The organism is Escherichia sp. E13S3, from assembly GCF_004212325.1.
Lineage (GTDB): Bacteria > Pseudomonadota > Gammaproteobacteria > Enterobacterales > Enterobacteriaceae > Escherichia.
Map to the genome: position 1 here is coordinate 126,985 of NZ_RHJR01000017.1, position 23,267 is coordinate 150,251.

25 protein-coding genes are annotated in these 23,267 nt (G+C 48.9%); 5 read left to right on the plus strand and 20 right to left on the minus strand.

Going from position 1 to position 23,267, the window contains the following annotated elements; all coding sequences use genetic code 11:
• Positions 1-28 precede the first annotated feature (28 nt).
• From cheZ to flhD, 11 genes are all read right to left on the minus strand, one after another.
• A complete protein-coding gene (gene cheZ, locus D9597_RS16915; protein ID WP_064529292.1) occupies positions 29-673 on the minus strand; it encodes a protein phosphatase CheZ in 645 nt (214 codons plus the stop codon).
• 10 nt (positions 674-683) lie between these two features.
• Complete coding sequence (cheY, locus tag D9597_RS16920; RefSeq protein WP_000763855.1) at positions 684-1,073, minus strand: chemotaxis response regulator CheY; 390 nt, start codon at positions 1,071-1,073, stop codon at positions 684-686.
• A 14-nt stretch (positions 1,074-1,087) separates the two neighbouring features.
• Positions 1,088-2,137, minus strand: a complete 1,050-nt coding sequence (cheB, locus tag D9597_RS16925) for a protein-glutamate methylesterase/protein glutamine deamidase (protein WP_064529294.1) — start codon at positions 2,135-2,137, stop codon at positions 1,088-1,090.
• 2 nt (positions 2,138-2,139) lie between these two features.
• Positions 2,140-3,000, minus strand: coding sequence for a protein-glutamate O-methyltransferase CheR (gene cheR, locus D9597_RS16930; RefSeq protein ID WP_130223565.1), 861 nt, complete (start codon positions 2,998-3,000; stop codon positions 2,140-2,142).
• 161 nt (positions 3,001-3,161) lie between these two features.
• On the minus strand, positions 3,162-4,823 hold the full coding sequence (gene tar, locus D9597_RS16935; RefSeq protein WP_130223567.1) for a methyl-accepting chemotaxis protein II: 1,662 nt from the start codon (positions 4,821-4,823) through the stop codon (positions 3,162-3,164).
• Between the two features lie 145 nt (positions 4,824-4,968).
• Entirely contained in the window at positions 4,969-5,472 is a 504-nt protein-coding gene (gene cheW / locus D9597_RS16940) for a chemotaxis protein CheW (protein ID WP_130218676.1), read from the minus strand.
• 21 nt (positions 5,473-5,493) lie between these two features.
• On the minus strand, positions 5,494-7,458 hold the full coding sequence (gene cheA / locus D9597_RS16945; protein ID WP_130223569.1) for a chemotaxis protein CheA: 1,965 nt from the start codon (positions 7,456-7,458) through the stop codon (positions 5,494-5,496).
• Positions 7,459-7,462: 4 nt separating this feature from the next.
• The gene (gene motB / locus D9597_RS16950; protein ID WP_130223571.1) at positions 7,463-8,389 is read right to left on the minus strand and encodes a flagellar motor protein MotB; all 927 of its coding nucleotides are present in this window, start codon (positions 8,387-8,389) and stop codon (positions 7,463-7,465) included.
• Positions 8,386-9,273: a flagellar motor stator protein MotA gene (gene motA / locus D9597_RS16955; RefSeq protein WP_130208527.1), complete on the minus strand. Its 888-nt coding sequence runs from the start codon at positions 9,271-9,273 to the stop codon at positions 8,386-8,388. Before motA ends, motB begins: the two co-directional genes overlap by 4 nt.
• 125 nt (positions 9,274-9,398) lie before the next feature.
• Positions 9,399-9,977: a flagellar transcriptional regulator FlhC gene (flhC, locus tag D9597_RS16960; protein ID WP_064529301.1), complete on the minus strand. Its 579-nt coding sequence runs from the start codon at positions 9,975-9,977 to the stop codon at positions 9,399-9,401.
• A gap of 2 nt (positions 9,978-9,979) precedes the next feature.
• Positions 9,980-10,330, minus strand: a complete 351-nt coding sequence (gene flhD / locus D9597_RS16965) for a flagellar transcriptional regulator FlhD (protein ID WP_130218670.1) — start codon at positions 10,328-10,330, stop codon at positions 9,980-9,982.
• A gap of 779 nt (positions 10,331-11,109) precedes the next feature.
• On the opposite strand from flhD, the gene uspC reads away from it, so the two are divergent.
• Positions 11,110-11,538 (plus strand): universal stress protein UspC, encoded by a 429-nt coding sequence (gene uspC / locus D9597_RS16970; protein WP_130208531.1) that lies wholly within the window; start codon positions 11,110-11,112, stop codon positions 11,536-11,538.
• A gap of 6 nt (positions 11,539-11,544) precedes the next feature.
• Here the strand turns inward: uspC and otsA are convergent, their stop codons facing one another.
• From otsA to araF, 5 genes are all read right to left on the minus strand, one after another.
• Positions 11,545-12,969 (minus strand): alpha,alpha-trehalose-phosphate synthase, encoded by a 1,425-nt coding sequence (otsA, locus tag D9597_RS16975; protein ID WP_130218668.1) that lies wholly within the window; start codon positions 12,967-12,969, stop codon positions 11,545-11,547.
• A complete protein-coding gene (gene otsB / locus D9597_RS16980) occupies positions 12,944-13,747 on the minus strand; it encodes a trehalose-phosphatase (protein ID WP_130208535.1) in 804 nt (267 codons plus the stop codon). Before otsB ends, otsA begins: the two co-directional genes overlap by 26 nt.
• Positions 13,748-13,909: 162 nt before the next feature.
• A complete protein-coding gene (gene araH / locus D9597_RS16985) occupies positions 13,910-14,896 on the minus strand; it encodes an arabinose ABC transporter permease AraH (protein ID WP_130208537.1) in 987 nt (328 codons plus the stop codon).
• A 14-nt stretch (positions 14,897-14,910) separates the two neighbouring features.
• Positions 14,911-16,425, minus strand: a complete 1,515-nt coding sequence (gene araG / locus D9597_RS16990; protein WP_130218664.1) for an arabinose ABC transporter ATP-binding protein AraG — start codon at positions 16,423-16,425, stop codon at positions 14,911-14,913.
• 70 nt (positions 16,426-16,495) lie between these two features.
• Complete coding sequence (araF, locus tag D9597_RS16995; protein WP_130208541.1) at positions 16,496-17,485, minus strand: arabinose ABC transporter substrate-binding protein AraF; 990 nt, start codon at positions 17,483-17,485, stop codon at positions 16,496-16,498.
• Positions 17,486-18,276: 791 nt separating this feature from the next.
• Here araF and D9597_RS17000 point away from each other — a divergent pair.
• The gene (locus D9597_RS17000; RefSeq protein WP_130208543.1) at positions 18,277-18,780 is read left to right on the plus strand and encodes a non-heme ferritin-like protein; all 504 of its coding nucleotides are present in this window, start codon (positions 18,277-18,279) and stop codon (positions 18,778-18,780) included.
• Positions 18,781-18,862: 82 nt separating this feature from the next.
• On the opposite strand, the gene yecJ is transcribed toward D9597_RS17000, so the two are convergent.
• Together yecJ and azuC are read right to left on the minus strand one after the other, a co-directional pair.
• Positions 18,863-19,114: a DUF2766 family protein YecJ gene (gene yecJ / locus D9597_RS17005; protein ID WP_130223573.1), complete on the minus strand. Its 252-nt coding sequence runs from the start codon at positions 19,112-19,114 to the stop codon at positions 18,863-18,865.
• A gap of 115 nt (positions 19,115-19,229) precedes the next feature.
• Entirely contained in the window at positions 19,230-19,316 is an 87-nt protein-coding gene (gene azuC, locus D9597_RS17010) for a stress response protein AzuC (protein ID WP_010723106.1), read from the minus strand.
• Positions 19,317-19,569: 253 nt separating this feature from the next.
• On the opposite strand from azuC, the gene yecR reads away from it, so the two are divergent.
• Entirely contained in the window at positions 19,570-19,893 is a 324-nt protein-coding gene (gene yecR / locus D9597_RS17015; RefSeq protein WP_130223575.1) for a YecR family lipoprotein, read from the plus strand.
• A 178-nt stretch (positions 19,894-20,071) separates the two neighbouring features.
• Complete coding sequence (ftnA, locus tag D9597_RS17020; RefSeq protein ID WP_000917207.1) at positions 20,072-20,569, plus strand: non-heme ferritin; 498 nt, start codon at positions 20,072-20,074, stop codon at positions 20,567-20,569.
• Positions 20,570-20,606: 37 nt separating this feature from the next.
• On the opposite strand, the gene D9597_RS17025 is transcribed toward ftnA, so the two are convergent.
• Complete coding sequence (locus tag D9597_RS17025; RefSeq protein ID WP_064529312.1) at positions 20,607-20,846, minus strand: YecH family metal-binding protein; 240 nt, start codon at positions 20,844-20,846, stop codon at positions 20,607-20,609.
• Between the two features lie 189 nt (positions 20,847-21,035).
• On the opposite strand from D9597_RS17025, the gene tyrP reads away from it, so the two are divergent.
• Positions 21,036-22,247, plus strand: a complete 1,212-nt coding sequence (gene tyrP, locus D9597_RS17030; protein ID WP_130223577.1) for a tyrosine transporter TyrP — start codon at positions 21,036-21,038, stop codon at positions 22,245-22,247.
• 93 nt (positions 22,248-22,340) lie between these two features.
• Here tyrP and yecA read toward each other — a convergent pair whose 3' ends face one another.
• Complete coding sequence (gene yecA, locus D9597_RS17035; RefSeq protein ID WP_130223579.1) at positions 22,341-23,006, minus strand: UPF0149 family protein YecA; 666 nt, start codon at positions 23,004-23,006, stop codon at positions 22,341-22,343.
• Positions 23,007-23,267 lie beyond the last annotated feature (261 nt).

Genomic DNA, 23,267 nt, shown 5'->3' on the forward strand with positions numbered 1-23,267 from the left:
GCGGCCGCGTCACATCAGGCAATACAAATCAGAATCCAAGGCTATCCAACAAATCGTCGACCTGGTCCTGACTGGCTACCACACCGGCTTTGCTGGTATCAACCTGCGGTCCATTCAGCAAACTCTGGCTTTCACGTTTCGGACGTGCATCCTGCTCTGGGATATTTTCCAGCAGCACCATTAGCAACTGGCGTTCAATCTCCTGAATGACATCCATCATTCGTTTAATGACCTGCCCGGTGAGGTCCTGAAAATCCTGCGCCATCATGATTTCCAGTAACTGCGCATTGGTAAAACCGGTATGCGTCGGCACATCCGCCAGAAATTGCCGTGTATCGGTCACCAGTTCGCGAGCGTCGGCAAGGTCAATGGGATCGGCAAACCAGTCATCCCAGCGTTGGGTTAACGCTTTTGCTGATTTCTCCATGTGATCCTGATGCGGTTGTGAAGCCTCAACACTGTTCAGCGCCCGCTCCGCAGCCTGGGCAGTCATCTGCACAACGTAGTACAAACGATCGCGAGCATCAGGGATGGCTTCCGCCGCTTCTGCAATGGCCTGGTCCAGCCCCAGCTCCCGCAGACTGTCGCGCAGCATACGCGTCAGGCTGCCGATGCGCGCAATGATATCGCCAGCAGAATTTTCATCAGCAGGTTTAATTGATGGTTGCATCATAGTCGCATCCTCACATGCCCAGTTTCTCAAAGATTTTGTTGAGTTTTTCCTCCAGCGTCGCGGCGGTAAATGGCTTAACCACGTAGCCACTGGCCCCCGCTTGTGCTGCGGCAATAATGTTTTCTTTCTTCGCTTCCGCAGTCACCATTAACACCGGCAAGGCTGACATCGCGCCATCAGCACGAATCGTTTTCAGCAATTCCAGGCCGTCCATGTTTGGCATGTTCCAGTCGGAGATAACAAAACCATATCCTCCCGCCTGCAACTTATTGAGAGCATCGGCGCCATCCTCCGCTTCCTCAACATTATTAAATCCAAGCTCTTTCAGCAGGTTACGCACGATGCGTCGCATGGTGGAAAAGTCATCCACAACCAAAAATTTAAGCTCTTTATCCGCCATCTCACACTCCTGATTTAAATACGTATCGCCTGTCCGGCACTGATTTTTGCCAGCATTTGCTGGCTTACCTGGCTAAGATCGACCACTTCGCAGACGCCACCCATATTGATGGCCTCGCGCGGCATGCCGAACACCACGCTGCTTGCTTCATTTTGCGCAAGAGTCCATGCCCCCGCCTGACGCATTGCTAACATTCCCGCCGCGCCGTCGTTGCCCATGCCCGTCAGGATCACCCCAACCGCATTACGCCCCGCCTGTTTGGCCACCGAATGGAACAACACATCTACCGATGGCCGATGGCGATTAACCGCCGGACCATCGTGAATTTTGATTTGATAATTCGCGCCGCTACGCGCCAGTTCCATATGCCGATCACCCGGGGCGATATAGGCATGCCCCGGCAAGACGCGTTCTCCGTCCTCGGCTTCTTTCACGCCGATTTGGCACAGCTTATTAAGTCTGTCGGCAAAAGAGCGGGTAAAACCGGGCGGCATATGCTGGGTAATTAACAGTGCCGGGCTGGAAAGCGGCAACGGTTGCAGTACGTGACGAATCGCCTCAGTTCCCCCCGTTGAGGCGCCAATCGCAATCAGCTTTTCTGAGCTCAAGAGCGGTCCGGCCTTCAGCGTTGTCGGTGCCGATAACGGTTTATGCGCAGTAAGGCTCGCCCTTGCTGCCGTACGCACCTTTTCGGCAATCATTTCGCTATACGCCAGCATTCCTTCGCGGATCCCCAGTTGCGGTTTGGTGACAAAATCTATCGCCCCCAACTCCAGAGCACGCAGCGTGACTTCGGAACCTTTGCCTGTCAGAGAAGAAACCATCACTACTGGCATCGGTCGCAAACGCATTAATTTTTCGAGGAAATCCAGTCCATCCATACGCGGCATTTCGACATCCAGCGTCAGCACATCAGGGTTGAATTTCTTAATCAAATCACGCGCGACCAGCGGATCGGGAGCCGTCGCTACCATTTCCATGTCACTATGACTATTGATGATTTCTGTCATTATCTGGCGCATCAGTGCCGAGTCATCGACCGACAACACCCTGATTTTACTCATCGTTAATCCTTACTTAGCGCATACACCGTCTGTCCACGCAATGTGAAGCTGCGCTCAAGGTGGCTAAAGTTTTCAGAGTGACCCGCAAACAATAATCCGTCGGGCTTAAGCAGCGGTACAAAGCGGCGCAAAATCTCCTGCTGGGTCGTTTGATCGAAGTAGATCATGACGTTACGACAGAAGATCGCATCGAACGGCCCGGGCGCAGCGTACTGTTTCGCCAGCAAATTCAGCGGGGAAAAATCGATGTAGTTCGTCAGTGCCTGACGCACACGCACCAGCCCTTGATGCGGCCCTGTGCCGCGCATGAAGTAGCGCTGGAGTTGTTGCGGCGTCAGGTTTTTCAGCTCTTCATGGCGATAAATGCCGCTTCTGGCTTTCTCCAGCACTTCGGTGTCGATATCGCTGGCGAACACTTTCCAGCGTCCGGGCGCGGAGCCCAGCGTGTCCGCCAGTGTAATGGCAATGCTGTACGGTTCTTCACCTGTCGATGCCGCCGCACTCCATACGCGATATTCACCAGAGGCGTGGCGGGCGTGCTCCGCGAGCAATGGGAAATGATGCCCCTCGCGGAAAAATGCCGTCAGGTTTGTAGTCAGCGAATTAATAAACGCCTGCCACTCGCCGCTGTGCTGATTAGATTCCAGTAAATTCAGATAATGGCCGAAGTCTGCAAGCCCCAGCGAGCGCAAACGGCGCACCAGGCGGTTGTAAACCATGTCGCGTTTGTGGTCCGCCAGGACAATCCCCGCACGTTGATAGATCAATTGACTTATCCGCCGAAAATGCGCGTCGGAAAGCGCCAGGCGCTCGGTCATCTGTAACAATAAAGACGTTTGCCCACAGGGCAGAGATGATGTCATAGCGCCTTCTCAGTCACTTCAGGATAACCCTGGCGCAGCCTGTAACTGCGCCAATTGTGTTGTATAACGACCTATAAATAACGCCACCAGAGATGATAAGCGCGAGGTTCTGTTGCATCATCAGCCTCATCTGGCGGCGATGGTGCTTGAGTAAAAAACCATCAAAACGTTTCCCAGTTTGGATCTTGTTCAGTAATACGCAATCGCGGCTGTGCGGGTGGTTGTTCAGTACCAGGGCGGGACTGTGATTGTGGTTTATTCGTTTGCGAGCGGGCAGTCAGACGGAAAGCGGAAACCGCTTGCGTTAAACGACTGGCCTGTTCTTCCAGCGCAGCTGCGGCGGCAGCTGATTCCTGCACCAGCGATGCGTTTTGTTGGGTGACGCGATCCATTTCCGACACTGCCAACGCCACTTGATCGATACCGCGACTCTGTTCGTCCGATGCCGAGGCAATCTCGCCCATAATGTCGGTAACACGGGTGACGGCATTGACAATATTCGTCATGGTTTCCCCGGCACTTTCTACCAGCACCGAACCGGTATCAACGCGGGAGGCAGAATCTTCAATCAGCGCTTTGATCTCTTTTGCCGCCTGGGCGCTGCGACTGGCGAGATTACGCACTTCGCCCGCCACCACGGCAAAACCACGCCCCTGTTCCCCTGCTCGGGCGGCTTCAACAGCCGCGTTCAGTGCCAGGATATTGGTCTGGAAAGCAATGCCATCAATAACGCTAATAATGTCGGCAATTTTCTGCGAACTGTCGGCAATTTCGTGCATGGTTTTCACCACACCGTCCACGACTTTGCCACCATGCTGAGCAGTATCGGAGGCACTTTGCGCCAGTTGCGAGGCTTGACGGGCGTTATCGGCGTTCTGTTTCACCGTTGCAGTGAGCTGTTCCATGCTGGCGGCCGTTTCTTCCAGCGCCGATGCCTGCTGTTCAGTACGGGAGGAAAGATCGGTATTACCCGCAGCAATTTCACGTGTACCGGCATAGATAGCGTCTGAACCTTCTCGCACATGGTTGACCGTGTCAGTCAGAGAACCTTGCATATGTGAAATGCTCTGTGCCAGGTCGCCCATTTCACTACGCCCGGCAATGCTGAGGGTATTCGCCAGATTGCCACCAGCAATTTCTCGGATGTGAGAAATGATCTTCGCTAACGGGTTAAGTAGCATGCGACGGATGCCGTACCACGCCACCAGCAGAATCAATACCACCACCAGCGCGATAACCGCCAGTTGCCACTGGGCAAATCGGTAATCATCCGCGTTGTCAGTGACGATATCTTGATACCGTTTTTCACTACTGAGGGCGTACTGGGCAAAGGCTTCGCCCATCGCATTTTGCATTCCCTGGGTTGGCTGAGCGAAATAGGCTCCAGTATTGCCATAATCAAGATAATCAATCAGTTCTGTTAATGCTGTGTGATAGTTTTTATATTTTTCATCGATATTACGACTGGTAGCGACCATTTCAGGTAACGGTGCCATGCTTTTGAATTTTTTATAATGCGTCGCTGCCTGGGCCAATGTTTTCCTGGCGCTATCAAGTAATTCAACTTTGGCGTTACTTTGTTGATTGGATGAATCCATCATCATCCGCACCGCTGAACGACTCAGATTAATGCGCGTTTGCAGCATTAAATCCCAGGTTGAGGTCAACTCGCTCTGTTGTTCCCGTAATTGATTGGAAACCACAAAACTTTTCTGGCTATGGTGAAGAGAAGAAAAAAACAGACTTCCGGAAATAAGCTGTAACAGTGCGAATACCCCCAGCACCATTACCAACAGCGTGACTACGCGGATACGGTTAATCATAAGGCACCTTCCTGAAAACAAGTTGATTCCGTTATCGGCAGGAAGGAGGGAAACTTTATTTCTGATGCCAGTCATGGCGAAATTAAAATGAAAAACCCGATCCGCAGGGTATCGGGCTCATTTCATTTGAGTACAGCGGGATAAATTATGCGACCTCTGATGCCGTGCTATCCAACAGAGCCATCTCTTCGCTATTCAGCAATTTTTCGATATTAACCAGAATTAGCATGCGATCGCCCAGTGCGCCCAGGCCGGTGAGGTATTCTGTGGAAAGCGTCACAGCAAATTCCGGTGCCGGGCGAATTTGTTCCGTCGTCAACGAAAGAACATCTGAAACGCCATCTACCACAATGCCGACCACCCGCTGCCCAAGATTCAGAACGATAACCACCGTGTTATCGTTGTACTCCACATCCACCTGGCTGAACTTAATACGCAAATCGATAATTGGCACAATCACGCCGCGCAGATTAGTGACGCCTTTGATAAACGCGGGTGTATTGGCAATCCGCGTAACCTGATCGTAGCCACGGATCTCCTGCACTTTCAGAATATCGATGCCGTACTCTTCGTCACCGAGGGTAAATACCAGAAACTCCTGGCCTGACGGTTCGCTGGCCAGCTTTGTTACATTTGTCATACCGGTCATATTTATTCCCTTTTTACTCAATCAGGCGGCGGTATTCGCCATACGTTGTTCGCGGTTTATCGCCTGCAAGGCGGAAACATCAACAATCAGTGCCACGCTGCCGTCGCCAAGAATGGTTGCAGCAGAAATGCCAGGGACTTTGCGATAGTTACTTTCAAGGTTTTTAACAACCACCTGATGTTGACCAATTAACTGATCCACCAGCAAGGCGTAGCGGCGACCGCCACTTTGCAGAATGACAACAATCCCCTCTGTAGCTTCGGTTTTCGCGCCTGCGACGTTGAATACTTTCCACAGTTCGACGATGGGCAGATATTCACCACGCACTTCCAGTACTCGCTCGCCGCCTGCCAGTGGATGGAGATCGGCTTCACGAGGTTGTAGTGATTCCATGACGGCGTTCAGCGGCAGAATGAAAACTTCGTCAGCAACGCGTACCGACATGCCATCGAGGATCGCCAGCGTTAGTGGCAGTAAAATGCGGATTGTGGTACCAACGCCCTGCTTCGACTGGATTTCAACGTGGCCACCCATCTCCTGGATATTACGTTTAACAACATCCATGCCGACGCCGCGCCCGGAAACATCGGTGACCTGCTCCGCCGTGGAAAAACCAGGGGCGAATATCAACATCGCCACTTCGTCGTCAGTCATGTTGTCGCTAACGCTCAGACCTTGCGAGACAGCTTTTGCCAGAATCCGCTCTCGATTAAGCCCCGCGCCATCGTCGGTCACTTCGATGCAGATGTTGCCCCCCTGGTGTTCAGCAGACAGGGTTAAATTTCCAACGCTATCTTTACCCGCAGCGAGTCGTTTTTCTGGCAGTTCAATACCGTGGTCGAGGCTATTGCGTACCAGGTGGGTCAGAGGATCGATAATGCGTTCTATCAGACTCTTGTCGAGTTCGGTGGAACTGCCCACCAGCGTCAGCTCCACCTGTTTGCCAAGTTTACCCGCCAGGTCGCGCACCAGCCGGGGATAGCGGCTAAAGACATATTCCATCGGCATCATGCGAATCGACATCACTGATTCCTGCAAATCGCGGGCGTTACGTTGTAACTGCCCCATGCTGGTAATCAAATCCCCATGATTCACCGGGTCCAGTTCACTGGAGCGCTGGGCCAGCATCGACTGAGTAATCACCAGTTCGCCAACGAGGTTAATCAGCTGATCAACCTTCTCAACCGCCACGCGGATACTGGTAGATTCGCTACCGCGCGTCGGTTTCTCCCGTTCCACACGTCCTGCTGGCGCTTGTTCGGCTGCCAGTTTAAGTACCGGTGGCGGGGATATTTTTGGCGCGGATTCTACTGTTTCAAAGGCAATCTGATCGGCCTCAATCACAAAACAGAGCACAGCTTTAATATCATCTTCCGCGATGTCGCCCAGTAATATTGCCGAAAGAGAATCAGCGGCTTTCACCACATCAGTCAACGTTGTCAAATGACCCAGCTCTTCTTCCAGTAGATCGACTTCTCCCGCTTTCAGACGCGAAAGTAGAATTCGTCGCGGCGACTCACTGTTACCCTGTTCATCTTGCGGTTCACTTTTGGCAACCACACTTAACCGGGCCATAGCGGGTGTCGATTCGCCTTTCGATTCAATTGCCAGTTGACGCAAGGCCTGGCAGATATAGTCAAAACTGGCGGCATCCGGCTCTTGCGACTGTTTATAAGCGTCGAGCTGTTCCTGCATGATGTCCTTCGTTTCCAAAAACAGATTGATAATGTCGGTGTTAAGCAGCATTTCACCGCGTCTGGCTTCGTCGAGCAGGTTTTCCATCAGATGCGTGGTTTCCTGCAATACGCTAAAGCCAAAGGTTCCCGCCCCTCCTTTGATGGAGTGGGCCGCACGAAAGATGGCATTCAATTGTTCGGCATCTGGCGCTTCTGGCTGTAAATTCAGCAGATGCTGCTCCATATCGGCCAACAGTTCGTCCGCTTCATCAAAAAATGTCTGATAAAAATCGCTTATATCCATGCTCACGCTGTCACCTCGGTTCGGCTGATGGCATTGTGGAAACACTGACCTGCGGTGTTACCCCAGGTTTTTCCAGGACGCTTACTGGCTCATTCTGGCTTTCGGCGTTTTCATGCAAAACGGCCTGTTCGGCTTGTTTATTCAGCACCAACAGACTGATTCGACGATTAACGGCATCATCCGGGCCGCGATCGCTTAAGCGCATGGTCGCCGCCATGCCGACAACACGTAAAATTTTGCCATCAGCCAGACTTCCCACCATTAGCTCACGGCGCGACGCATTAGCGCGTTCAGTGGAAAGCTCCCAGTTGCTGTAACCTTTCTCACCATTGGCGTAAGGGAAATCATCGGTATGGCCTGAAAGGCTGATACGGTTAGGAATACCGTTCAGCACCGGCGCAATGGCGCGCAGAATGTCGCGCATATAGGGCTCGACATCAGCACTGCCGGTTTTAAACATCGGGCGATTCTGGCTATCAATTATCTGGATACGTAAACCTTCCTGGACCAGATCGATTTTGAGATGTGGACGCATCGCCCGTAGTTTCGGGTCTGATTCAATAAGCTGGTCGAGATCGCCACGCAATTTCCGCAGCCGACTTTGCTCCATGCGTTTTTTAAGTTCTTCAATGTTCGGCTGCTTATTCACTTCCCCCTGGCTTTGGGTGAAATCATCACCGCCGCCGGGAATTGGGCTTTCGCTATTAGAAATTCGATCGCCGCCCGTTACCGCTGTCGCCAGCGGCGTACGGAAGTATTCCGCAATCTGAATCAGCTCTTTTGGGCTAGAGATGGAGATAAGCCACATCACCAGAAAAAAAGCCATCATCGCGGTCATAAAGTCAGCATAAGCAATCTTCCACGAACCATGTGCTGCGCCGTGGGATTTCGCTTTGCGTCGTTTGACGACAATAATCGGGTGCGCTTGATTCTTCATGCTTCCTCGGTTGTCGTCTGCTGCTGCGGATTTTTCACCGCGCGCACATGCTCTTCCAGTTCAACAAACGACGGACGTTCACTGGAATAGAGCGTTTTGCGACCAAATTCAACGGCGATAGGCGGCGCGTAACCGTTCAGATTAGAAAGCAGGGTGACTTTGACGCACTGCATCATTTTGCTGGTTTCGGCGCTTTTCTGGCGCAAAACACTCGCCAACGGGGAAATAAATCCATAAGCCAATAAGATACCGAGGAAAGTCCCCACCATCGCATGTGCGATAAGCGCCCCCAGCTCGGCGGCAGGACGATCGGCTGATCCTAGTGCGTGCACCACCCCCATTACAGCCGCAACGATACCAAACGCAGGAAGAGAGTCTCCGACCAACGCCAGGCTGTTCGCCGGGACTTCCGCTTCGTTTTCGTGCGTTTCTATCTCTTCGTCCATCAGGGCTTCAATTTCGAAGGTATTCATGTGGCCGCTGATAATCAGGCGCAGATAATCGACGATAAAATCCAGCATAACGGCATCCGCGAGGATGCGCGGATAACTGGCGAAGATCTCGCTCTCTCGTGGATTTTCAATATCGCGCTCCAGTGAGAACATGCCCATTTGTCGCGATTTCGCCATCAGGCGGTAAAGCAGCGCCAGCAAATCCATATACATTGCTTTGGTATATTTAGAGCGACGAAACAATAATGGCAGCGCCTTCAGCGTACCTTTGATTGCTTTGCCATTATTGCCGACGATAAACGACCCAATGCCTGCACCGGCAATAATCACCAGTTCAGCGGGTTGATAGAGTGCTCCAAGGCTTCCACCGGTCATCAAATAACCGCCGAAAACTGTACCGAGAACAACCAGGTAACCTAATAAGATAAGCACGACATCATCCTTCCACTGTTGACCATGACAGGATGTTCAGTCGGCAGACGTTACCTTACGGCTGGAGAAAAAAAAGCAGCGGCAATTGCTTACCGCTGCTGGAGTGTTTCGCCACACCGTATGAGTTAAACAGCCTGTATTCTCTGTTCATCCAGCAGTTGAGGGATAATATCGGCAGGGTTCTGAGAAAGTTTACGTCTTTTTACGGCGCGCGATGGCGGTTGACATAAGCTGCAGGCAAAACTGCCGACAGGTTGATGAGCATGGGTGATAAAATTACCACCGCAGCAGTTGCAGCTGGAAAGTTGTAGTAAATCACTTTCGACAAATCGCACCAGAGTCCAGGCGCGGGTTAGCGCCAGCAGTGGTCCGTTTTCGGCTTGTGGGCACTGTTCAAGGTATAAACGATAGGCTTTGATTACCGCATCAACGCCATTACATAGCCCGGTTTTCAGTAAAAACTGCCATGCATTACAGAACATCGACGCATGGACATTTTGTTCCCAGGTCATAAACCAGTCGGTGGAAAACGGCAACATACCTTTCGGCGGTGGGCTTCCGCGCAGCTCTTTATAGAGTTTGATCAGGCGTCCGCGACTTAATTGTGTTTCGCTTTCCAGCATCTGCAAACGAGCACCGAGGGTTATCAACTCCATGGCGAGTTGAATATCACGGGCTTCCTGAACAATGCTTTTTTCACTCATGATCAGGCCCTTTTCTTACGTTGTACTTCTTCGGGCTGATTAACATCATTCAACAAACGCGTGGAGAGCATAATACCGGTATGAATTTGCTGGAGATCGTCAACACGGGAATCCTGCGTCAGTTGGTTAACAGTCTGGTGGCTGTCAAAGCGGAATTGACAAATCAGTTGATTGGTTTCGGCCAGTTTAACCATTTGTGGAAGAGTCAGCGTCGCCAGCGTTGTTGCCATTTCTTCATTAATACCGAGACGAAACATGGCGGACGCTTTGTCCTGAACGATCAGACGCTGTGCAAGAAGTAAATATGACAAATTGATGTCATAAATATGTTTCAGCAACTCGGAGGTATGCATTATTCCCACCCAGAAGAACTAACTTTATTTTTTATGCGGTATCACCGCACCCCGTGATGTCGCCGGGAAATCCCGGTAAAAAGTAAATAAAAATGGAATAGTAGCGATCAACGAAAAAACACACAGACATCATAAGAGGTGAAACACGTCTTACACAGAGTGATGCTTTTTACACTTATCTAAGATTTTTCCTAATTCGACGCAACTGTACTCGTCACCACTCATACATACAACGGAGCGGAGCTGCGATTTTCGACAATGTGTGACACGGATCACACAAAACACTCAATTACTTAACATTGATGTATAAGTCATACTTTTGTTTTGCGTATATTTCATTCTGTTAAAAAGTTTTTCAGCTTATCTGTCAGCAAAAATGATGAGAAGGGATAAAATTGAGATGTTGCGCACTGTTAATATAAATCACCGTGAATAACCATATCCCGGATATGGGATAAATATCGTTGATCTCTGTAAATCATTAAAAAACAGTCAATTAAATAATACGCTTCCATTTAAGAAAAATTAAGGCTGCCAACAACACCAATGTTAACAAGATGTTTTATTAAAATTAACCATTTGTTTAATGAGAGAAATAAATTTATCCACTTCCTCATCATCCCCCGCATGACTACACAGTAACACTACGCAATTGATTAAATATATTTATTAATGACCATGCTAATATTTGCATTTTTGACCAAGTTGTTATTGCATCTATAGCTCATTCAGGGTAAAGCTGTGATCTCACCTGAAGTTCATAGAATAAGGAGCAGGTTATGAGTTACGCCAATATTCTTGTTGCCGTTGCTGTCTCACCGGAAAGCCAGCAACTGTTAGCAAAAGCGGTATCTATCGCCCGTCCCGTTAATGGGCGTATCAGTTTAATCACCCTCGCTTCCGATCCAGAAATGTACAATCAATTAGCCGCGCCGATGCTTGAGGATTTACGCAGTGTGATGCATGAAGAAACACAAAACTTTCTGGACAAATTAATTCAGGATGCTGGATATCCCGTTGAAGAAAAGTTTATAGCTTACGGAGAGTTGAGCGAACATATTCTGGCGGTATGCCGTAAACATAAATTCGATTTGGTGATTTGCGGTAATCATAATCACAGTTTCTTTTCGCGAGCATCCTGCTCTGCGAAAAGTGTGATTGCCTCAAGTGAGGTTGATGTGCTGTTGGTTCCGCTTAAGGGAGATTAAGCGCAATTACGCCAGCTTTGGAAAGGTCGCAACTTTATCGCGCTGCTGGCTTTCCGCGCTGCGCGGAACTATCAGCTTTAGGTCGCTAATAAAGCACTCCTGCCAGTGGTTAATATCGTTTTTCACGATAATTTCCAACATTTCTGCATGACGGGAAATACGTTCTGCCAGCGACATAGTCAATGCCCGATTCAACGCCGCCGCGACTTCATCACGATCGTATGGGTTAACGATTAACGCTGACGTCAGTTCATTCGCCGCCCCCGCAAATTGTGAAAGTACCAATACGCCGGGATTGGCAGGATCCTGGGCGGCGACATATTCTTTCGCCACCAGATTCATCCCGTCACGCAGCGGCGTCACTAATCCGACATCGGAATAGCGGAAGATTTTCATCAGTAATTTACGGTCGAAATGCTGGTTCAGATAATAAAGCGGTGTCCAGCCTAATTGCCCATATTTTCCGTTAATTCTCCCGGCTTCATTTTCCAGCTGATGACGAATATCCTGATACGCCTGCACATCACCACGCGAGGTTGGCGCTATCTGGGTATAACGTATTTTGCCATGATGTTGCGGATATTTTTCCAGCAAGGCTTCATAGGCGAGAAAACGCTCAGGCAGACCTTTGGAATAATCCAGTCGTTCGACAGAAAAGATATTTTGTACGCTTTTCAGCTCCGCTTTTAATTGCGCCAGTTTGGCCGGCAGCGGTCCGGCAGCCTGTTTGGCTATTTCATCCGGTTCAATACCAATAGGGTAAACTTCGGTGCGAAATGCCTTGCCCCAGGCCGTATGATTGCGCGAACTACGCGTCGTGACGCGCGTCAGGTTGGAAAGGCAATCCAGAAACGCCAGGCGATCGTTTTCTGTCTGAAACCCCAGCAAATCATAATCACAAAGCTGTTCAAGCAACGTGTTATAAGTCGGCAGCGCGTTGAAAATTTCCGGCGTCGGGAAAGGAATATGCAGGAAGAAACCAATACGATTATTCACGCCACGTTTACGGAGTTCATGCGCAAATGGCAACAGGTGATAATCGTGGATCCAAATAATGTCATCGTCTTCCAGCAATGGCAGTAATTTATCTGCCAGCAATGCATTCACGCGTAAATAGCCTTCCCAGGCGGAACGCTGAAATTGCACCAGATCGAGTCGATAATGAAATGCGGGCCAGAGAACAGCATTGGAGAATTGGTTGTAGTATTCGTCGAGATCCTTTTCACTGAGGTTAAAAGAGGCCCAGGTGATATTTCCTTTTTTCACCTTTTTTAGCGGCTGATCCTCATTCCCTGTTTCGCCACTCCAGCCAAACCACAGTCCACCTGCGGCTTTCAGCGCCCCCAGTATACCGACAGCAAGACCACCGGCACTGGCGGCGTGCTCGTCTGGTGGTGCAATCCGGTTAGATACTACGACTAAACGGCTCATAGTCATCACTCCTGTTATTGTCTCTTTTTAGTTGTTGTAATGCGTTGGTTATCATTTCAAGCCAGCGCCAGACATCCGGCACGCCCGCCAGCCGCCATGATGCCTGAGTTGCGCCTGTGCCAATTTTCACTGACATTCCGCCCAGCCTGTTAACGACCGAGAAACCAGACTCATCGGTTAAGTCATCGCCTAAAAAAATAGGCTTGCGGCCAATAAAGGGAACTTCCTGCATAAATGCGGCAATCGCGTCCCCTTTGCTGGTACCTCTTGGTTTTATCTCAACGACACACTTTCCCTGTTGTAACGCCATTTGCGGCCAAATCTGGGTAATGCGTTGCGCTAATGTCAACAAGGCGTCCTCATGCTGCGGTGCCTGACGATAATGCAGCGCAAACGCCATCCCTTTAGCCTCAACCTCTACACCGGGAAGCCTGGCGATAGCCGTATGCAGTTGAACGCTAATATCCCGGGCAATCGCTTCCGGCAAATGAACAATATGCGTTTTACCATTGATGTCACGGCGCTCCGCCCCATGCACACCCGCTAACGGGAAGCGATAAGGTTTCGCCAGAGCGTCAAGCTCTACCATTGAGCGCCCTGATATCAATGCCAATGCACCATCACTTGCGGTTGCCAGCAGCTGGAGTCCTTGCAGAATATTTTCAGGTACGACGACCTGATCGGGATGCGGTTTGATTTCCGCCAGCGTTCCATCGAGATCAAAAAACCAGGCATAATTCGCGGATAGTTCAGGGGGTTCGGTTAACGGTTCTGTCACCCGGTACTCCTCCTTATCTTTTTATTGTTCGCGCAGAACGCGCTTTACAGACATGTAAGTATAGACAGTGTGACGAGGCTCGCCATTGGCAAAAAGAACAGCCAACCGTTGTGGCGGTTGGCTGTGGAGGATTTTTGAACTAAATAATGGTCGGATAAACCATTAAACAGTGCGTTTCGCTTTTTGCTTATAACGGTCGAAGATCACCGCAGCCAGCAGGATTAAGCCACGGACAACATACTGTGCAAACGGAGAAATATTAAGCAGGTTCATGGCGTTTTCCACGGTGCCTAAAATTAAGATACCCGCCACTACATATGAGATTTTTCCGATGCCGCCTTTCAGAGAAACGCCACCTAAAACGCAGGCAGAGATAACAATCAGCTCATAACCAATAGACGTCATTGGCTGGCCGCTGGTCATACGAGAAGCCAGAATGATCCCGGCAATCGCCGATACCAGACCAGAGAGAACGAAGATAATAATTTTGGTACGGACCACCGGTACACCCGCGAGACGTGCCGCCTCTTCGTTACCGCCAATTGCCAATGTATTACGACCAAAAGTGGTTTTGTTCAGCAGCAAACCAAAAACGACCAGGCAAGCCACAGTGAGCCAGATTGGCGCAGGCAGGCCGAACCAGTTGGCATAACCGAGTGCAAAAAAGCTTTCATCTTCGATGCCCACCGCTTTACCGTCAGAGATAATATACGCCAGACCACGGACAATCTGCATCGTCGCCAGCGTGGTAATCAGGGCGTTGATTTTCAATTTAGCGATAACAAAGCCATTCACCAGGCCGCAGAGAACGCCCAGCAGTAGACCTGCCGCCACGCCAATCCACAAACTTTCGGTCAGGTTAATAACCACCGCAGTGGTTACGCCTGCGCAGGCAATCACCGAGGCAACAGAAAGGTCAAAGTCACCTGAGGCCAGGCAAAACAACATACCGCAAGCCACCATCCCCGACATGGAGATTGCCAGTCCCAGCCCTTTCATATTAATAAAGGTGGCAAAGTTCGGCACGAAGATGGCACAGGCGATAAAAAGCACTGCGAACACCACCAGCATACCGTACTGATCCCAGATACGCCCGAGGCTGAATGACGACTTAGGTGCGCCAGAACCCGATGTAGAAACAGAAGACATCTTATTCTCCTTACTCAGGCAACTGCCTGGCTGACTTTAGGCATAGCAAGGCTTAGTGCCTGACGCTCATCTGCCTGCTCGTGTAGCAATTCACCGGCGATTTCACCTTCCCGCATAACTACGATGCGGTCGGCGACACCAAGGACTTCGGGCAGGTCACTGGAGGCAAACAGTACCGCCACGCCCTGCGCGGCCAGCGCATAAATCACGTTATAAATTTCATGTTTAGCCCCCACATCGATGCCGCGAGTAGGTTCATCAAGCAAAATGACTTTCATCTCTTCGGATAACCAGCGCCCCAAAATGGCTTTTTGCTGATTACCCCCGGAAAGATTCATGATCAATTGCTCTGCACCTGGTGTTTTGATGTTGAGAGAACGAATGTGGTGATCGGCATTATTGGCTTCCCAGCCGTTGTTGATCACGCACCCGCCGTGCACATGTTTGCGACGAGCGCTGATGTTGATATTGTCGCGCACCGAATGCACTGGAATAATGCCCTCCGCTTTGCGATCTTCCGGGCAGAGCATCATGCCCGCGGCAATGGCGTGGCCCGGTTTACGGATATCGATCGGCTGTTGGTCGATATAAACCTGACCAGCGGTAATTTGCGTACCGCCAAACATGCCTTTCATTAATTCGCTGCGCCCTGCCCCCACCAGACCAAACAGACCGACGATTTCGCCACTGCGAACAGCCAGGCTTATTGGCGTACGCACGCCTGGTGCCTTTACCGCATCCAGACGCAACCGCTCCTCGCCGTAGCTGCGCGGTTGCCAGCCGTAGATATCGCCGATGTCGCGACCAACCATTGCCTGTACCAGCGAGTCATGATCTACCTGCTGCATGTCGGTAAAGGTTTTGACGTAACGACCATCTTTAAAGACAGTGATGGCATCGCTGAGCGCAAAAATTTCTTCCATACGGTGAGAAACGTATAAGATCACCCGTCCCTCTTTTCGCAGTTCACGAATGACGCGAAACAGATTGTCTATTTCACGCGCGGATAAGGAGCTGGTTGGTTCATCAAAAGCGATAATTTTGGCGTTACGTGCCAGAGCTTTGGCAATTTCAACCATCTGCCATTGCCCAATGGAGAGATATTTCAGCGGTGTATCCGGGTCAATATCCATACCCAGATGTTTGAGCTGTATCCCAGCTTCATAATTCAGCAGTGAACGGTTCACGATGCCGCCTTTATGAGGAAGCTGGCCGAGATAGATGTTTTCCGCGACGGTCATTTCCGGCACGAGATGCAGTTCCTGGTAAATAATCGCGACACCCGCATTCAGTGCTGCGGTGGTATCGGAAAAGGACATTTCCTGCCCATTAATCACTACAGAACCCGTGGTTGGCGCATAGTTTCCACTAAGGATTTTTAAAAGTGTTGATTTTCCGGCGCCATTTTCACCCATCAATGCATGAACCTGACCGGCATAACAGTCAAAACTGATATCCGTAAGCGCCTTGACGCCTGGAAAGGTTTTACCAATGCCGCGAAATGAGAGATACGGGGTAGACTGTTGCATAACGTCTCCGTGAATCACTGGTCGTTTTACACCCCCTCTGCATAACGCAGAGGGGAATTTTTCCGGCAGATTACTTACCGCCTAAACCTTTTTTCTCCAGTTCTTCTTTAAAGTTGTCACGCGTGATCAGCACCACGTCGGTAACTTCAGTGAATTTTGGCGGTTCAACGTCTTTTGCTACCCAGTTGTAAAGCATTTCGCTGGATTTATAGCCATGAACGTCCGGACTTGGTAGCAGTGAACCATAGAAACCCGTAGCCTGTGCCTTTGACAGTTCGCTCACCGCATCCACACCGTTAATACCGATACCGATAATATCAGCTGCTTTAAAGCCCTGACCTTCCGTCGCGCGTACGCCACCCAGCACGGTGCTGTCGTTCATACCGACGATCAACCAGTGTTTAACTTCAGGATGCTGAACCAACATTGAGTTGGCGGCGTCAAACGCCCCCGGAATATCGTTAGATTTGGTAGGAACCTGATAGATTTGTTTTTCCGGGAATCCGGCGGCTTTCAGCGCATCCATAGAACCGGTGGTACGACGACGGGCGGTATCCAGTTCGTTGGCAGTAATCGCCATTACGGCGCTTTCTTTCACATCCCAGCCACGTTTCTGCATCTCTTTATACAGTTCCTGGCCCTGACGTTCGCCAATTTTCGTCGCCGCCATCATCACCAATGGAACGGTATCAACCGGCTTACCTTTGGCATTAACAAACTGATCATCCACGGCAATAACTTTCATATCGTAGCCACGCGCTTTCGCCACGATGGCTGCACCCAATTTCGGGTCCGGAGTACAGATAACAAAACCTTTCGCGCCACTGGCTGCCAGGCTATCAATAGCGTTCAGTGTTTTTTCGCCATCAGGTACGGCTATCTTAATAACTTCAAAGCCTAAATCTTTCCCGGCTTTATCGGCAAACTTCCATTCAGTCTGAAACCACGGTTCTTCTGGTTGCTTCACCAGGAAACCGAGTTTCAAATTTTCCGCCATAGCGGATTGTGACATAACGGCAGCCAGACCGATGGCTGCAAGAGCTTTAGTAAATTTGTGCATGGTTATCTCCAGCTTTAGCATCATTTTGTGTAGGGCAAAACCTAAGAACTTTTGTTAATTCAATCGGAAAACAAAGCATTACCTTTGGCGAAAAGATAAGTGACTGTGTTGGCATAGTTTTAGCGAGAAATTAATTCTCCATAGGAGAGCAATATCACACCGCAGAATTACAGTGAGAACGTGCATGAATTTAGCAATAAAAGACATACGGAAGACGTCAATTGTATGACAAATGAGAAATGACTTAGCAGATTAGTCCATAAGATTAGCCTGGAAATCCTTGTGGCATCATTTGATAGCTCTGGCGTGTCTTCTTTTTAATCTAATTTGCTCGGGCAAGAAGCTGCTCATTACAGCTGAATGGTGAATGATGTAAGAAGAATAAAAACTCCAGACAAAATTCCTTTCGCTGTTAATTATCACCACCTTCATTAATGAAGGATAAATCCATAATGCGAGCATCATCGCAAAACTGAAAAAATAACTGAAAATATAAGAACAGCATCATGAAATTGATAAATTCATTTAATATCAATAACATCCAGAAATTCACAACATTGAGAGTTATTGCAAATCAATAACCCTAATCAATGAAATGTAAAAAAATATAAACTTGGTGATTTAAGGATTTTCTTATAATGCTTCAGACGTTATGCTTATTTCAGATCATCGTCAGAATTGACTCCAGGATCACATTTCGGACCCGCAGAAAGGAATTATTCTGCAAACAGTAATTACGGTGTTTTGATTTATCTTGCACCTCTCGTCTTCTGGATATAAGGATATTAGGTATGGCAACCACTGGAATGCTTCTCAAACTCAACACCCAAATGAACCGCGAGTTTTATGCATCCAATCTCTACCTTCACCTGAGCAACTGGTGTTCTGAACAAAGTCTGAATGGCACCGCGACTTTTCTTCGCTCCCAGGCACAAAGTAACGTGACTCAAATGATGCGCATGTTTAACTTCATGAAAAGTGTCGGAGCGACGCCCATCGTTAAAGCCATTGATGTACCTGGAGAAAAACTGAACTCTCTGGAAGAACTCTTCCAAAAAACGTTGGAAGAATATGAGCAGCGTTCAAGCACGCTGGCGCAATTAGCAAATGAAGCTAAAGAATTGAATGATGATTCTACTGTCGATTTTCTGCGCGATCTGGAAAAAGAACAGCAGCACGATGGCCTCTTACTGCAAACCATTCTTGATGAAGTACGCAGTGCGAAACTGGCCGGTATGTGCCCTGTCCAGACCGACCAGCATGTTCTGAATGTCGTGTCGCATCAGATACATTAATAAAATCGGCGCATAAAAAGATGCGCCGAATACAAAAAAGTGGTGAAAACCGCTGCCTCACATTACTGAGGCAGCGGTTTTTTTAATGGGATTCGTTTGGTGGGGTGAACTTTAGCTCAATCAACGCGATGGCTTTTTGAATAGCGCGCATAGTGACTGGGTCAGCAGCAGCCGGATGGTGAGTAAAATCAATATTCTTCAGCTGGCTGGACCTTTTTTCACGTACCTCAACAGGCGCGATCACATCGAGCACGTCGAGAATTTGTTTGATCACCAACTGGCAAGCAACAACATCAGAAACCAGTTCCTGATCGGCATTCAGCGGCTGGGACATCCTAAACTCCTGATAGCATTTTGAAAGCCGTTATAGTAGCGGCTTCCCTTCCTCAACGATAGTCACATCAGCCCGCATCAGGGTACAAAAAAACCTGCCGAAGCAGGTTTTTTTGTTATCTGAACATATTGCCAGGCGGTACGTCTTTGAACGTCTTGCAATAATTATTGAACATGCTTTTCAGGATCTTACGCAGTTTCATCGCGCCACTCCGATTATTTGTTATGCAGATGTTATTGTTCTTGCTGCTTATAATATGACACCCATCACAAAAATCAATCTTTATGTGATACAAATCACATAAATACCACTTTGATGTTACGTAAATGATAACCACAAGGCGTGTACATTCTGCAGAAAGCAAGGAATAGCGCTAATCCGTCGTCTTTTCTGTCCATAGCCTGGCTGTGTCCACAAGTACAATACCTGTTTCTTCTCCCTCTTCAGGCTGTGACATGAAACATCTGATAATTGTTTTTTCACTTTTAACAGTAGCGGGCTGTACCGTAACTCGTCAGGCTCACCTGAGCGATGTTGACGCCACGAGTGGCATTGTACGCCTCGTTTATAATCAGGCTTTTTTACAACACGCCCGCACTGACAACTATCTCGATCAGGGAATCGCGAACCGCGCATGTCAGCAGGTTGGATTTAACCGCGCCTTTGCGTTTGGGCAACCTGTAAGTAACTGTAGTTTGTTTGCGGGATCATTATGTCTGAATACGCAATTTACACTATCGTATCAGTGCCGATACTTAACACCCTCGGCTTATCAATAAAGATTTTAATCAGCGAGGGAGGCTTCGCTGGTTAATTAACATCACAAATAGCGTTAATGCGTTTTATTCACATTCGCATTTTTAATAATTGAATTTAATATTTTACCTTTTGCAAATAATAAAATAACAAATTATAGTGGCGCCACAGCAACAAATATAACCTTTGTGGAGCACTATCATGCTGAAACCAGAAATGATTGAAAAACTTAATGAGCAGATGAACCTGGAACTCTACTCTTCACTGCTTTATCAGCAAATGAGCGCATGGTGCAGCTATCACACCTTCGAAGGTGCTGCCGCGTTTCTGCGTCGCCACGCCCAGGAAGAGATGACGCATATGCAGCGTCTGTTTGATTACCTGACCGATACCGGAAATTTACCGCGAATTAATACCGTTGAATCACCGTTTGCTGAATATTCTTCACTTGATGAATTATTCCAGGAAACCTATAAACACGAACAATTAATTACGCAAAAAATTAACGAACTGGCTCATGCTGCAATGACCAATCAGGACTACCCAACGTTCAATTTCCTGCAATGGTATGTATCTGAACAACACGAAGAAGAGAAATTGTTCAAATCTATTATTGATAAATTGAGCCTGGCGGGGAAAAGCGGCGAAGGACTTTATTTCATCGATAAAGAACTCTCTACCCTCGACGCACAAAACTAATCTTCTCTGGCGGCAGATTTTCTGCCGCCGTTTCAGATTAGTGACGACAAATCTTACTTTTATCGGTTGAGAACCCCTCTTCACAGGGAATAAATTTGCCTTTTGCCGCCAGAAAAGCCACCAACTCTCCCGCAGTCATCCCTTCAGCCGAGCAAGTATGAAAACGTGTCTGATCACCAAAACGCGCTTTGATCGCCGCTTCCAGGCTGGCGTGCGTATATTGCTCACCTGATTCAATCATCATATTTAACACTTCATGACCGTGAATCGATTCCATCGTTCCTCCTCAAGAAAAGCATAGCGTAACGATCCCCGCGCCTTATGGCTTTGCGCCAGCTCAGTTCTGAATGCATTTATCGTACATTTTTATTTACACTAGATGTAACGTCGATTTGACGAAGTTTGGATAATGCCTTAACCTGCGCCGCAGATATCACTCATAAAGATCGTCAGGACAGAAGAAAGCGTGAAAAACAGAACTCTGGGAAGTGTTTTTATCGTGGCGGGAACCACAATTGGCGCAGGTATGCTGGCAATGCCGCTGGCAGCGGCTGGCGTCGGTTTTACCGTCACTCTGACATTGTTAATTGGCCTGTGGGCCTTGATGTGTTACACCGCGCTGTTACTGCTGGAAGTGTATCAGCATGTCCCTGCAGATACCGGCTTAGGTACGCTGGCAAAACGCTATCTGGGCCGCTACGGTCAGTGGCTGACCGGCTTCAGTATGATGTTTTTAATGTATGCCCTGACCGCAGCATATATCAGCGGTGCCGGTGAATTGCTCGCCTCCAGCATCAGCGACTGGACAGGCATTTCAATGACCACAACCGCTGGTGTGCTGTTGTTTACTTTTGTTGCCGGTGGTGTGGTTTGTGTTGGGACGTCGCTGGTCGATTTGTTTAACCGTTTTTTGTTCAGCGCCAAGATTATTTTCCTGGTGCTAATGCTGGTATTGCTGCTACCACATATTCATAATATCAATCTGCTAACGCTGCCACTGCAACAGGGTCTGGCATTGTCTGCAATTCCGGTGATTTTTACCTCGTTTGGTTTTCACGGTAGCGTACCGAGCATCGTCAGCTATATGGATGGCAACATTCGTAAATTGCGCTGGGTGTTTATTACCGGTAGCGCGATCCCTCTGGTGGCATATATTTTCTGGCAACTGGCGACTCTGGGCAGCATTGATTCAACAACCTTTATGGGACTGCTGGCGAATCATGCTGGATTAAATGGGCTGTTACAGGCATTACGCGAAGTGGTGGCCTCGCCGCATGTCGAGTTGGCAGTGCATTTATTCGCTGATTTAGCCCTCGCCACATCTTTTCTGGGCGTAGCGTTAGGCTTATTTGATTATCTGGCGGATTTGTTTCAGCGTTCCAATACCGTTGGTGGAAGACTGCAAACCGGTGTAATTACCTTTCTGCCGCCACTGGCGTTTGCGCTGTTTTATCCACGTGGTTTTGTAATGGCGCTCGGGTATGCTGGCGTAGCGCTGGCAGTACTGGCGTTGATAATTCCTTCACTGCTGACCTGGCAGAGCAGGAAGCATAATCCACAAGCAAGCTATCGGGTGAAAGGTGGACGTCCCGCACTGGTGTTGGTGTTTATCTGTGGCATTGGTGTGATTGGTGTGCAATTTTTGATTGCGGCAGGATTGTTGCCAGAAGTGGGATAAACGCTTTGCCGTGTATATGGACATAGTCCAGATTTTTGTCCGCATCCTTAAAACATGGGTGCCAGAGTTAATTCTGACACCCAATATAGCCTCTTAATGCAGGCAGCACTGCTTATATTTCTTGCCACTACCACATGGGCAAGGGTCGTTACGACCAGGTTTTTCTTCAGCTTTAATCGGTTGCTGAACAGCTTTTTCCTGAGGATGCGTCATCCAGTAAGCATGCAAATCAAGCGCCGCCAGTCGAATGGCATCCACGCTTTCTTCAAACGCTTCTGGCGACATCTTCTCTACGCGCTCGAAGTTTTCCTCAGAACCATGCAGCGCAATCGCTTCAAGCGCCGGTTTTAATGAGTCAGGCAATGCTGACCAGTCAGAAAGCGCAACGCCACGCATATAGCCAAAGCACCACTCTTCGACAATCGTCAGCTCCCTACCGTCAACTTCTCGTAGACCAAATAACGGTTCAAACTGTTCAGGAAACTCATTGAGGCGCTCTGCAGTATCGGCCATATGTTGAAACGCCAGGTTCATAAAGCGCGTCATCTCTTTCTCTGACGCCCAGCGCGGCACATAATCCGCCCCACCCCACACAGCAACCAGCCACTGTTCTGGTTCAATTTCTTGCGGAGAACTCAACACCGCCGTCAACAAACCGTCCAGCTCTGCCACATCAAGGATGGCGTGGTCTGTGTTGTATTTGGTCAAGATATCATCCAGCCATTCCAACTCACTTTCGTTTAACGGTCCAGTTTTCATACGCTTTTCCTTGTGGATCTCGACTCGCCAGCGCCTATATTACATGTCGGTCTGGCATAGAGATACTTTTCGAGTGGATTACCCGGAGATTAAAAATCAGAGAGGGTGTAACGACAAGTTGCAGACACAAAAAAACCACCCGAAGGTGGTTTCACGACACTGCTTCCAGGGGATTTTAAACCCTAAGCACACTCTATGAGTTATATAGCAGTGCATTGCGAAACTTTGCTGAAATTGCCCCTCTACTTTACTGTAATTGGC